General features: G+C 75.4%; 8 protein-coding genes. 1 reads left to right on the top strand and 7 read right to left on the bottom strand.

Features of this window, described 5'->3' with window-relative positions:
* Positions 1–6: 6 nt before the first annotated feature.
* The 5 genes from GFH29_RS00865 to GFH29_RS00845 all read right to left on the bottom strand — a co-directional run bounded on the left by GFH29_RS00865 (position 7) and on the right by GFH29_RS00845 (position 9,879).
* A complete protein-coding gene (locus GFH29_RS00865) occupies positions 7–603 on the bottom strand; it encodes an ACT domain-containing protein (RefSeq protein WP_416224786.1) in 597 nt (198 codons plus the stop codon).
* An 83-nt stretch (positions 604–686) separates the two neighbouring features.
* The gene (gene recD / locus GFH29_RS00860; protein WP_153321613.1) at positions 687–2,522 is read right to left on the bottom strand and encodes an exodeoxyribonuclease V subunit alpha; all 1,836 of its coding nucleotides are present in this window, start codon (positions 2,520–2,522) and stop codon (positions 687–689) included.
* Positions 2,519–5,926: a UvrD-helicase domain-containing protein gene (locus GFH29_RS00855; protein WP_228387678.1), complete on the bottom strand. Its 3,408-nt coding sequence runs from the start codon at positions 5,924–5,926 to the stop codon at positions 2,519–2,521. Before GFH29_RS00855 ends, recD begins: the two co-directional genes overlap by 4 nt.
* Before the next feature lie 11 nt (positions 5,927–5,937).
* On the bottom strand, positions 5,938–9,315 hold the full coding sequence (recC, locus tag GFH29_RS00850) for an exodeoxyribonuclease V subunit gamma (RefSeq protein ID WP_153321612.1): 3,378 nt from the start codon (positions 9,313–9,315) through the stop codon (positions 5,938–5,940).
* Positions 9,316–9,384: 69 nt separating this feature from the next.
* Positions 9,385–9,879 carry a PGPGW domain-containing protein gene (locus GFH29_RS00845; protein ID WP_153321611.1) on the bottom strand — a complete coding sequence of 165 codons (495 nt, stop codon included), beginning with the start codon at positions 9,877–9,879 and terminating at the stop codon, positions 9,385–9,387.
* 173 nt (positions 9,880–10,052) lie between these two features.
* On the opposite strand from GFH29_RS00845, the gene GFH29_RS00840 reads away from it, so the two are divergent.
* Positions 10,053–10,454, top strand: coding sequence for a universal stress protein (locus tag GFH29_RS00840; RefSeq protein ID WP_194289072.1), 402 nt, complete (start codon positions 10,053–10,055; stop codon positions 10,452–10,454).
* A 4-nt stretch (positions 10,455–10,458) separates the two neighbouring features.
* Here the strand turns inward: GFH29_RS00840 and GFH29_RS00835 are convergent, their stop codons facing one another.
* The gene (locus GFH29_RS00835) at positions 10,459–10,992 is read right to left on the bottom strand and encodes a nuclear transport factor 2 family protein (protein ID WP_153321609.1); all 534 of its coding nucleotides are present in this window, start codon (positions 10,990–10,992) and stop codon (positions 10,459–10,461) included.
* Positions 10,993–11,055: 63 nt separating this feature from the next.
* Positions 11,056–12,234, bottom strand: coding sequence for a 4-carboxymuconolactone decarboxylase (pcaC, locus tag GFH29_RS00830; RefSeq protein ID WP_153321608.1), 1,179 nt, complete (start codon positions 12,232–12,234; stop codon positions 11,056–11,058).
* Positions 12,235–12,282 lie beyond the last annotated feature (48 nt).

The following is a 12,282-nucleotide window of genomic DNA, read 5'->3' as shown; positions in this document are numbered from 1 at the left end:
ACCGGGTCAGCCGGCGCGCGAGATCGACATCGCCAGCGCGACCAGGTGCCCCAGGCGGGCCAGCTCGGAGTCGAGGAACTCCGGGCCGCCGCGGCGCCCGATCAGGACCATCTCGTGCTTGTTGAGCCGGGCCCCGCAGTGCACGTTGTCGTCGTCGGTCTCCAGGCGCGCGGCCTTGCCGAGCTGCTGCCAGGCCAGGTCGCTGGGCGCCGCCTGCGTCGCGTAGACGACGCCGCTCTCGCGGCTCACCCGCGCGGCCCAGTCGGCGCGGAAGGTGATCGGCAGCAGGTCGATGAGCCGGTCGAGCGCGCGGACGGGGTCGGCGGTCAGCTCCTCGACGGCCTCGAGGTCGAGGAACAGGTTGCCGCCCGCGGCGTACCGGCTGATCCACACCACCCGGACGCCGTCGAGGCCGTTGCAGGCCGAGACGATCGAGTCGGGCATCGTGCCCGGCGCGGTCTCGAGCAGCACGTCGTCGACCGCGACCCCCTCGTGGCGCTTCTCGACGATCTCGATGGCCTCGATGTCGCCGCCGGCCTCACCGATCGCGCTCGCCAGCCGACCGAGCGATCCGGGGACGTCGGGCAGCTCGACGCGCAGCAGGTAGGGCATTCAGCACTCCATTCGGTCGCCCCGACCATAGCGACCCCACGGCGGCGGGGGCGGACCTGCTCAGAACTCGGTCCTCACACCTCCGCGCCGCGCACCTGGGTCGCGGCGCGCAGCCGCTGGCGCAGCCCGGTCGCGCGCTGCACCCGGTGGGCGACCGCGGCCCGTACGGCGGCCTGCGAGCCGACCACCCGCACCCGCTCCTGGGCGCGGGTCACGGCGGTGTAGAAGAGCTCGCGGGTCAGCAGCGGGGAGTCCTCCGGCGGCAGCAGGACGGTGACCTCGCGCGCCTGGCTGCCCTGGCTCTTGTGGACCGTCATCGCGTGCAGGGTGTCGACGTCGGAGAGCCGGGAGGTCGCGAAGCGGAGGTGCTCACCGACCCCGGCCACCACCGCGCGCAGCTCGTCGTCCTCGCGGACCACCACGCCGGTGTCGCCGTTGAACAGCCCGAGGCCGTAGTCGTTGGCGGTCACCAGCAGCGGGCGCCCGGCGTACCACTCCTGGCCCCACACGGCGCCGACCGGCTGGCCGGTCGCCTCCCCGAGCCACCGCTCGACCTGGCGGTTCCAGTGGTTGACCCCCCAGGGGCCGTCGCGGTGGGCGCACAGCAGCCGGTGGTCGTCGGTGGCGGCGACCGCCGCCTCCGCGTCGCCGGCGAGGGCGGCCTCGCGCACGGCCAGGGCATGCTGGACGAGCAGGCCGCGCAGCTGGTCGGTCGCGTCGGGATCGTCGGGGTCGATCAGCTCGACGTCGTCGGCACCGGAGGTCAGCAGCGTGAGCACCTCGTCGGCGTCGCCGGCGCGCAGCGCCTGGGCGAGCGCCCCGATGCTGCCCCCGAAGCGGTGGGTGGTGCGCAGCGCGGCGACGGCGTCCGGGGCGGTGCCGGCCAGGCCCTGCACGAGGTCGGAGAGCACCGCGCCGGCCTCGACCGAGGCGAGCTGGTCGGGGTCGCCGACCAGCACCAGCCGGGCATCGGGGCGCACCGACTCCAGCAGCCGGGCCATCATCGTCAGCGACAGCATCGAGGTCTCGTCGACCACGACGACGTCGTGGGGCAGCTTGTTGCCGCGGTGGTGGCGAAAGCGCGTGCTGGACTCCGGCACCCAGCCCAGCAGCCGGTGCAGCGTGGAGGCGCCGAGCTCGGCGAGGCGGATCCGGTCGTCGTCGGTGAAGCGCTCCGAGCGCTGCGCCTCCTCCACCGCCTGCTGCAGGCGGGCGGCCGCCTTGCCGGTGGGGGCGGTCAGCGCGATCCGCAGCCGCCGCCCGCTCGCCTCGGCCTGGTCGGTCAGCAGGGCCAGCAGGCCCGCGACCGTGGTGGTCTTGCCGGTGCCGGGTCCGCCGGTGAGCACGGTGGTCCACTGGCGCGCGGCGGCGAGCGCGGCGGCGCGCTGCTCGGCGTACCCCTCGCCGGGGAAGAGCCGGGCGGCGGTGGCCTCGAGCCGGGCGGGGTCGACCGACGGAGCGACCGCCGCGGCGCGGGTCAGCAGGTCGTCGCGGACCTGACCCTCCTCACGCCAGTAGCGGTCGAGGTAGAGCTGGCCGTGCTCGACCTGCACCACCGAGGCGGCGGCCGCGGGACTCGCCGCCACCCGTGCGAGCCAGCCCTCGACCTCGGGCCACGGGAGCGGGTCGGGCTCGCCCGCGCTGGCGACCTCGTCGGGGTCGGGCGCCGCCAGTGCGGCCACCGCGGCGAGGTCGACGCAGACCGAGCCGTGGCGGGCCGCGCGCACCGCGAGCGCCAGCGCGAGGCGCACCTCCTCGTCGACGGTGCCGGTCAGCTCGCCGAGCCGGGTCGCGACGTGGACGTCGGCCGCAGTGATCACGCCGGCGTGGTTGAAGGTCCGCAACAGCCCGGCGGCGCCGATCGCCAGCCGGGCGTCGAAGCGGTCCTCCACCTCGAAGCGTTCGATCATGACTCCCTCTCGTGCACACCGTCGAGCAGGTCGGACAGGGCGGTGACCAGTGCCGCGGGCGGACGCCAGCCGAAGACACCCGACGGGCAGCCGTCGACGGTCGGGGTGTCCGGGCCGCACATGCCGCGGACGTAGAGGTAGAGCACCCCGGCCAGGTGCACCTCGGGGTCGTAGCCGGGCAGCCGCCAGCGCAGGTAGCGGTGCGCCACCACGCAGTAGAGCATCGCCTGGAGCGGGTAGTGCGAGTGCAGCATCGCCTCGGCGAGCAGCGGCGGCGCGTAGTCGGCCGCGGTGAGCGGGCGCGAGGGGTCGCCGAGCATGTTGGTCTTGTAGTCGACGACCACGAACCGCGGGCCCTCCTCGGTCTGCAGCCGCAGCACGGCGTCGACCGAGCCGGAGAGATAGCCGCGCAACGGCTGCTCGCCCAACGGCGGCGTCTCCAGCCGGTCGGCGTACGGCGCCAGCGGGTCGCCGGTGGGCAGGTGGCGGCGCAGCAGCGGGGCGAGGTCGCGCAGCAGCACCTCGCGGCGGGCACCCGCACGCACGTCACCGCCGGCCAGCGGGAGCTCGAACTCCAGCTCGCGCAGCCGGTCGCGCAGCGGCACCCGACCCAGCGTCCAGCCGGGCGCGAGCGGGCCGAACGGCGTCTCGTGGAGCGGCACCAGTGCCTCCGCGAGCGCCTCGGCGCCCACCTCGGCCGGCCACCAGATCAGCTGCTCGGCGACGTGGCGCCGCAGCTCGGCGCGCAGGTCGGGGGCCTCGGGATCGGTGTGCTCGAGGACCGCGTGGACCAGGCTGCCGAACCCGGCGCCGGCGGGCAGGTCGGCCATCGGGGACGGCACCGAGGCAGCGGCCTCGAGGATCGCGGGCGAGCCTGCGGCCAGACCGGCAGCCAGCCCGGCGGGTCCGGGCTCGGGCGCGGGCGGCTCGTCCTCCAGGCCGGTGACCTCGGGCTCGCTGGCGACCTCGCCGTGCCCGGCGCGGGCCTGCTCCTCCTCGATCCGGATCAGCCCGGAGTACGACGTGCGGCGCCAGTCGGCGTCGACGACCCGCGCGAAGCGGCGTACCGCGAGGTCGCCGGCGCGCGGGCCGGCGGCCGGGCCGGTCGCCTCGACCGGCTCGGCGACCTCGGCGACCGGGCCGCCGAGCTCCTCGAGCATGGACAGCACCCGGGCGGCGTACTCGTCGTCGCGCACGTCCTGGGCGTCGGGGACCTCCGCGACGCCGGGCCGGCGCCCGAACAGCAGCCGATGGAGGCCGCCGATGCGGGTGTTGAAGGTCGGCGCCCACCAGGTGACGACCTGGCCCTGGGCGCGGGTGAGCGCGACGTAGAGGTCGCGCAGCTCCTCCCCGCCCTCCTCGGCGCGGTGCCGGGCGAGGTTGGCCTCCCACCCGGGCCCGGAACCGCTGACGTCGAGCGTGCGGCGCCCGGCGTCGTCGTGGAAGAGCGCGACCTCGGTGTCGAACTCGAAGCTCTGGTAGGCGAAGGGCAGATAGGTGACGGGGTACTGCAGGCCCTTGCTGCCGTGGATGGTGACGATCTGCACCGCCGCGGCGTCGGAGTCGAGGCGGCGCGGGCGCTCGGTGGCGGTGGTGCGGCGCTGCTCCTCGCGGAACCAGCCGAGCAGGGCGGTGAGTCCGAGCTGCTCGCGGGTGGCGAGCTCGTGCATCAGCTGGGCGAGGTGACGCAGGTCGGTCAGCAGCCGCTCGCCGTCGACGGCGCCCAGCACTCGGGCGCTCAGACCGCGCTCCTCGGCCGCCTCGACCAGGGCGGCCACGCCGCGCCCGCGCAGCAGCAGCGCCCAGCCGCGCAGGGTGTCCGCGACCCGGCCGGTGAGCCGCTCGCCGCCCTCGTCGAGCTCGGCGGTGGTGTGGCCGAAGAAGCTGGTGAGCGCGGCGGCGCGGACCAGCCCGGAGCGGTGCGGCTGCTCCAGCGCCTCCAGCAGCGCCAGCCACTCCCCGGCGGCGGGGGTGGAGAAGACGTGGCCGCCCCCGGCGAGCACGGCGGGTACGCCGCGGCGCGCGAGCGCACGCTGCACGAGCAGGCCGTGGTCGCGCACGCCCACGAGCACCGCCACCTGCCGGGCCTGCAGCGGCTCCTCGCACCAGGTCGCCCCGGAGGCGAGCAGCGCGGCGATGTCGGCCGCACAGTCCTCCGCGATCGCCTCGCGGGCGTCGGCGGCCCCGATCAGCCCGCGCTTGAGCCGGAAGCCGTCGCGTGGGAGCCGGCGCAGCCGGAACGACGCCGGGGACGGCGCGCCGCGCAGCCGGGGCGTCTCGCGGTCGGGCCAGGGGTGGTGGGCGGCGACGTCACGGACCACGATCTCGGGGTGGCCCAGCGCCGCGCCGCCCAGCACGACCTGGAGCCGCTCGACCAGGTCGGCGTCGGTGCGCCAGTTGGTGGCGAGGGTCGCCTGGGTGGTGGCGGTGCGGGCGGCCGCGAGATAGGTGACCACGTCACCGCCGCGGAAGGCGTAGATCGCCTGCTTGGGGTCGCCGATGAGCACCATCCGGGCGTGGCCGCTGAACGCGCGCTCCAGCACCTGCCACTGCACCGGGTCGGTGTCTTGGAACTCATCGACCAGCACGATGCGCCAGCGCTCGCGCATCCGCGCCCGGGCCGGGGCGTCGTCGTCCTCGAGCGCCGCGGCGAGACGGGTGAGCAGGTCGTCGTAGCTGAGGATGCCGCGGCGCCGCTTGCGCCGGTCGACCTCCTCGCGCACGGCCTGGGCGAAGCCGACCCGGGCACCGGCGGCACTGGCCGGGTCGCTCGCGGGCGCGAGCACCGCCTGCGGGTCGCCGACGGCGCGGCGCCCCAGGGACAACGCGCAGGCGCGGTCGAACGGCGGGCGCTCGCGCAGGTGGCCGAAGCGCTGGAGGTAGAGGTCGTCGACGACCTCCACGACCAGGTCGTCGAGGTTGTCCACCAGCTGCGCACCCGAGTCGGTGTCGCCGGCGACGCCCAGGGACCGCAGCACCATCTGGCAGAACTGGTGGGTGGTCGCGATGGTGGCGGTGTCGAAGGACGCGAGCGCGTCGCGCAGCCGGCGGCGCATCTCGCTCCGCTCGGCCTCCCCGGCCGCCAGCAGGTGGGCCACCACCGCGTTGTCACGGTCGGCCGACGCCGGGTCGGCGAGCGCCCGCTCGGCCTCGACGAGCTGGTCGCGCACCCGCTCGCGCAGCTCCTGGCTGGCGGCGCGGCCGAAGGTGATGATGAGCATCTCCTCCAGCGCCGCCACCCCCTCGGCGACGTAGCGGGTCACCAGCGCACCGACGGTGAAGGTCTTGCCGGTGCCGGCGCTCGCCTCGAGCAGCGTGGTGCCGACGCCCGGCAGCTCGCCGGTCACCTCGAAGGAGGTCACGGCCGCGGCCGGCTGCTCTCCGGTCGGTCGGACGGACTGCACGCTGTGCACCATCACCAGCTCCCCTGCTCGGCCACCAGCAACGGGCTCCACAGCCGCAGCGCGAGCGCGCCGAAGCGGGTGGTCTCGCCCTCGAACCCCTCACCGTCGCGCGGCGCGACGTCCAGCCCCGGCAGCTTCGCGCCGGGTCCCCACACGGTGCGGTGCGCCGGCAGCGACTGCTCGCCGGGGAACCGCCCGTCGCGCCAGTCCCAGCCGGCCTTGACCACCGCCTCGTCGTGGGTGGCACGGGTGCGGCGGGTGCGGGCATAGGCCAAGGACGCCTTCAACGGCAGCGGGAGCGGCTCGCTCAGACCGCGGTCGCGCAGCTCGACCAGGTCGCGCAGCCGGCTGCCCGCGGTGTGGTCGAGCGGTCCCAGCAGCGAGACCGCGAAGGCCTCGCGCGAACGACTGTTGGTGGGCCGGCCCAGGGTGTGGGCGGTCCAGCTCTGGTCCTCGTCGGTGGCGGCCAGCGCGAGCAGCCGGATCCAGGACTGCAACCGGTGCGCGGCGCCGAGGCGGGAGTAGGTGACCGGCACCTGGCGGTCGCCGTACACGTCGGCGACGGTGCCGCGCAGCCGCCGCCCGTGGCCGAGGTCGACGTCGACCTCCACGGCCCGCGGCGGGCGGGTGCGCCGCTCGCGCGCGGCCGCGGCGAGCGGCTCGGCGCGCATCAGGAGGTCGCCGAGGATGCGCCAGCCGAGCATGCCGGGCGGCAGCACCCCGCGGCGCCACTCCTGCTGACGGGCCTGCTCGACGTCCATGCCGGCCAGCAGGTCGCGCAGCACCCGGTCGCCGACCTGCCACTGCACGAGCTGGTCGACCTCGACGGGCAGGCCGTCGTCGAGCGGCTCATCCTCGTAGGGCAGCGCGACGTCGAGGCGCTGGCGGGAGAGGAAGCCCTGCACCGGGCCGCCGCGGCGGCAGAAGAACGAGACCAGGTCGTCGAGGGAGACGTCCTCGGGCGGGGCCGGAGGCAGCGGCCCGCTGAGGAACGGCGCCACCGGGTGCCGCTCGCCCGCAGCCGCGCGGGCCCCGCTCAGCGCGGCCCGGTCGAAGGTGAACGGGGTGCCCGGCACCAGCGCACCCGGGACCAGGTTGCGCGTGTCGAAGGGCTGCAGCGGGTGCCGCACGGTCACGGCGTCCGCGACGCTGCCCTCCGGGGCGGTCGCGGTGAGGTCGAGGGTGTCGAGCAGCTCCCCGAGCGGTACGGCGGGTGGGCGCGGCTGGCCGGAGTACTCGTTGGCGCCCGTGTAGGTCACCACGAGGTGCTCGGTGGCGGCAAGGATCGCGTCGAGGAAGAGCTGGCGGTCCTCGCTGCGCGGGTCGCGCTCACCGGCCAGCGGGTCGCGGGCCAGCACGTCGTCTCCGTCGACCGAGCCCACCCGCGGGAAGACCCCGTCGTCGAGGCCGAGCAGGCAGACCACGCGGTGCGGCACCGAGCGCATCGGGACCATCGTGCAGACGGTGAGCGTGCCGGTGCGGAAGTTGGCGCGGGTGGGGCGCCCGGCGAACCGGTCGGCCAGCAGCGCGCGGACGTCGGGCAGCCGCAGCGAGGTGGTGGCCAGCCCGGCGGCGGCCTCGCGGACCCGGCCGAGCTCGCGCTGGACCTGGCCGAGCTGCCAGGCCTCGCTGGCGGGCACGGCGCTGAGCGACTCCACGCCGTCGGCGAGCACGCTGAGCCAGTGCTCCAGCGGATGGGCGCCGACGAGCTGGTCGGTGACCGTGCGCAACCGCTCCACGAACTCGGCCAGCCGACCGGCCAGCTCGACCTGGCCGCTGCCGACGTCGTCGATCGGGAGGGTGCGGTCCAGCCAGGTGCCGGTGTCCTCCGACATGGCCACCCCGGCGAGCAGCCGGTCGAGGCCGAAGCGCCAGGTGTTGGCGACGTAGGAGGACAGGCCGTACTCCGCGCGGTGCTCGGCGTCGAAGGCCCAGCGCACCCCGGCGGTGCGCACCCAGTCGGTGAGCTGCTGGAGGTCGTCGTCGCGGAACCCGAAGCGGCGTCGTACCGGCTCGGTGTGGGCCAGGTCGAGCACGTCGCCGGCACCGGCGCGGCCGCCGGCGAGCTCGAGCAGCCGCTCGGCGACCGAGAGCAGCGGGTTGGTGCGGGTGAGCGCGCGGTCGGCGAGGCGGACCCGCAGCCGATGGGCGGGGTGGCCCTGCTCCCCGACCACGTCGCCGAGGCCGAAACCGGCCGAGATGAGCGGCGCGAAGGTCTCGATGTCGGGACACATCACCAGCACGTCGCGCGGCTCGAGGGTGGGGTCCTCGGCGAGCAGGCCGAGCAGCACCTCGCGCAGCACGTCGACCTGGCGCGCGGCCCCGTGGCAGGCGTGCACCTGCACCGAGCGGTCCTCGGGTCGCAGCATGCGGGACGCCGCGACGCCCACGGCGTTGGCGCGCAGGTCGTGCTGGAGCCAGCCCAGCAGCGTGTCGGGGGTGCGCGGCTCGGGGCCGACGTGCTCATCGACGCTCGTCACCTGGGTCAGCGTGCGCTGGAGCTCGCGCACGTCGCGTCCGAGCGTCGAGAGCAGCGGGTGGCCCACGACCCGGTGGCTGTGGTCCGCACGCCGGTCCACCGCGGCGCGGGTGCCGCCGGCGAGCTCGGCGCCGAGGGCGTCCCACAGCGCGGCAGAGGGGTGCGGCAGCCACAGGTGCACCTCGCGGTGGCGACCGAGCGCCTCGAGCAGCGTCGCCTCTGTCGCCGGCAGCCGGGTGTGGCCGAACAGCGAGAGCCGGTCCGGCAGGTCGAAGGCGGCAGGCTCGTCGTGCAGCCGCGCGACGGTCTCGGCCAACCGCGCCTGGGGCGTCGGCGCGCCCACCCGCGCCGCCACCCGGCGCCACAGCTCGGGCTGCCAGGTCAGGTCGGCGGGCAGCGGGTGTCCGCGCCCGTCGGTGTCGCGCCCGGCCGCCCAGTCGGTGACCAGGGCGGGGCGCTGGGTGGAGTAGGAGGCGAACAGGTGGGCCAGGCGCCGCGCGACCGCGAAGCGGCGGCCGTGACGCAGGTCGGCCTCCTCGCCCTCCAGGCCGCGCCCGAGGTGGCGCGCCAGCGGCAGCGCCCAGGCCTCCTCGATGCTGTCGTCGACGGCGGCCAGCAGCGGCCAGACCAGCGACTCCGGCGACCAGGGGTCCTCCTCACGGGTGCCGGCGACCTCCGCGAACAGCGACCAGGGCGTGCGGAACCCGACGCCGGCGCAGATGCCGTCACCGCCGCGCGGACCCGCACCCAGGTGGTGGGAGAGCCGCTGGCTCAGCCACCGCTCGACCCCCTTGGCCGGCACGACCACGACCTCCTCGGCGAACGGGTCGGCGAGCGGGGTCGCGAGCAGGCGCGCCAGGGCATCGGCCAGCACGTCGGTGCGGGCGGCGCGGTGCAGGTGCAGGGTCACAGCGGGCAGCATTCCACGGGGCTCCGACACGGGGTCTGACACGGTGGTCGGGACCGGGACACGTCCGGGTCAGGGCGCGGCGTCGCGCTCCTCGCGGGCCCGGGTGGCCTCGTGCAGGTCGCGCTCGAGGTCGGCGACCGCCTCGGGGTTGCCGTGGAAGCGGCGGTAGCTGTAGACCAGCAGGCCCAGCGCGACCAGGGCCGAGACGACCTGGGTGACGCCGGTCGCGGCGCCGCCGGGCAGCCACCAGCCGTCGGGCAGGGGCCACCACTCCGGCACGGTCGGCCCGACCAGCCACAGCACGCCGCAGGCGCCGAGCAGGGCGACACCGGTGACGGTCAGCACGATGCGCCACCAGGCCTCGACGCTCTCGGCGGCACCCTTGAGCGCGCGGTACTTCAGCGGGGCCAGTCGGCGCTCGGCCCAGTCGTACTGCTGGGAGAGGATCGCCATGCCGCCGAACAGCATCAGCAGGCCGGGGCCGGGAAGGACGAGCGCGGCGACGCCGGCCACGACGAGCACCCACCCCACGATCTCCAGGGTCAGTCGGCGAGCGGCGGTCATCACTGGCTCAGTTTTTCAGAACGGGCAAGGATCCGCGCCCTCGGTCTGGGGGAAGGGTGCGAGGAGAGACCGACGCCGCACGCCAATCGGGAACCAGACCGCGCTTTTCCCGGAGGGACGGGCCCGGGGGCCGCTACGCTGCGCGGACCCGTTCGGTTCGGCCAGGAGGACTTGTGAAGATCGTCGTCGTCGGTGTGGACGGGAGCGAGACCGCGTCGGCGGCCGCTCACCGGGCCGCCGAGATCGCTGCCCGGTTCGATGCCCGCCTGCACATCGTCTGCGCGCACCGCGTCGAGGGCGACGAGACCCGCCACCGGATCAACGACAACGAGCGCGCGCTGGCCGTCGTCGCCGAGGAGCGCGCCCGGCTGCTGTCGGTCGTGGAGGACATCTCCACCGAGGCGGTCCCCGGCAAGCCGGCCGACGTCATCCTCGGCGAGGCCGAGCGCCTCGACGCCGACCTGGTGGTCGTGGGCAACAAGCGCCTGCAGAGCCCGCTGCGCGGCCTGGGCTCGATCGCCGGCGCGGTGGCCCATCACGCCGCGTGCGACCTGTTCATCGTCCACACCCACTGAGCCGTCACTGACCCGACCGGTCGTCTCTGCCGCGCCGGCCGTACGCCGCGACGTACGCCTGCCCTGCCTCGTCGAGGCGGCCGTGCCGCTCGGCGATCGCGGCCCAGCGCAGCGTCGTCGTGAGGAAGCGCATCGGGTTGTAGACGTCCTCCTCGCGGCTGAACAGCCCGTCGCCGGCGTAGGTGACGATCGTCAGGTTGGTCGCGCTGTGCACCGAGCCGTCGCCGGGGTCGGGCATCCGGTTGCCGATCTCGCAGATCAGCCGGGAGGTCGGCACGTCGACCACCGTCCACGACAGCGGGAACTCCACCATCGCCGAGCCCGGGAACGACGACATCGTGCGCACGCACCAGTCCCGGATCTCGGCGCGACCGTGGAAGGTGCCGTAGACGTGCTCGACGTAGGTCGCGTCCTCGGTGAAGCAGTCCGCGAAGCCGCTCCAGTCGCCGGAGTCGGCGAACCCCTGGACGCGCTGGTGCAGGGCGGCGTACGCCTCGCGGATCTCGCCCTCGCTGAAGGTGCCGGTGCGCTCGTCCATGGCCCGCATCAGAGCAGAGAACGAGAACAGGTTCCACCCGACCCGCCGCGCGGCGCGGCCGGCTCAGAACTCGTCGGCGAAGACCTCCTGGGCGATCCGGAACGCCACGTTGGCGCTCGGGACCCCGCAGTAGATCGCGGTGTGGATGATTAGCTCGCGGATCTCGGCCACGCTGAGCCCGTTGGTGCGCGCGGCCCGCAGGTGCATCGCCAGCTCGGCGTGGTGGCCGCCGGAGATCAGCGCGCTGAGGGTGATCATCGACCGCGACCGGCGGTCCAGGCCGGGGCGGGTCCAGACGCCGCCCCAGGCGTACTCGGTGATGAAGTGCTGGAACTCCCGGGTCAGCTCGGTCGCGTCGGCCATCGCCCGGTCCACGTGCTCGGCGCCGAGCACCTCGCGGCGCACCTGCATGCCCACCTCGCGCAGCTCGGCCACCGTGTGCTGGTCGCGGGTCGGGCCCAGGGCGTGCTCGCGCACCAGCCGCGCGACCGACTCGGGGTCCTCCAGCGGAGCGAGGTGGGCGACGTCCTCGAGCACCACAAGCCGGCCGTCACGCACGCCCTCGGCCAGCGCACGCATCACCTCCGGCGGCGCCGCGACGTCGCGGCCCCCGGCCACCGCGAGCAGCGGGACCTCGACCTCGGGGAGCCGGTCGCGCAGGTCGTAGCCGGCGAGCGCGCCGCAGACCGCGGCGTACCCCTCGTCGACGGCGTCGCCCAGTGCGTGCAGCACCGAGGAGGCGCGGCCGGGGTGACGCTCGACGAAACCGGGCGCGAACCACCGCTCGGTGGCCCCCGGGACCAGCATCTCCGTGCCGCTCGCCAGGACCTTCTCGGCGCGCTCCTGCCAGCCGGCGGCGTTGCCGAGCCGGGCGGCGGTGCAGATCAGGGTGGCGGACTCCACGCGCTGCGGCGCATCGAGCGCCAGCTGGAGCCCGACGGCGCCGCCGACGGACTCGCCGGCGTAGTGGAAGGTCGGTGGGTGGATGCCCTCCCCCATCCCGTCGACCAGAGCCAGGACGCCGGCCGCCAGGTCCGCGATCGTGATCGGCCCCTCCGGGACCATCGAGTTCGTGCCGTGGCCGGGCAGGTCCCAGGCGACCACCTGGAAGTCGCGCGCGAGCGCGGGTGCGACGGGCGACCACAGGGTCTGCGCGGTGGTGCCGAGCGAAGGGCCGAGGATGAGCAGCGGCATCCCGGGGCGGCCGCCGAGGCGTACGGCGGTGAGGTGGACGGTGCTCATCGGGCTCCTCCAGCAGGCCGGGACGCGCGACCCCGGGCGGAGCCACCT

The sequence above is a fragment of the Nocardioides sp. dk884 genome (assembly GCF_009557055.1).
Classification (GTDB): domain Bacteria; phylum Actinomycetota; class Actinomycetes; order Propionibacteriales; family Nocardioidaceae; genus Nocardioides.
The sequence above is the reverse complement of the archived record's forward strand: the minus strand, read 5'-3'. Positions and strand labels throughout refer to the sequence as shown.

Coding starts and splice junctions, on each gene's coding strand:
- recD (WP_153321613.1), bottom strand. CDS start 2,522: ATGATCGAACGCTTCGAGGTGGAGGACCGCTTCGACGCCCGGCTGGCG.
- GFH29_RS00845 (WP_153321611.1), bottom strand. CDS start 9,879: ATGACCGCCGCTCGCCGACTGACCCTGGAGATCGTGGGGTGGGTGCTC.
- pcaC (WP_153321608.1), bottom strand. CDS start 12,234: ATGAGCACCGTCCACCTCACCGCCGTACGCCTCGGCGGCCGCCCCGGG.
- GFH29_RS00835 (WP_153321609.1), bottom strand. CDS start 10,992: ATGGACGAGCGCACCGGCACCTTCAGCGAGGGCGAGATCCGCGAGGCG.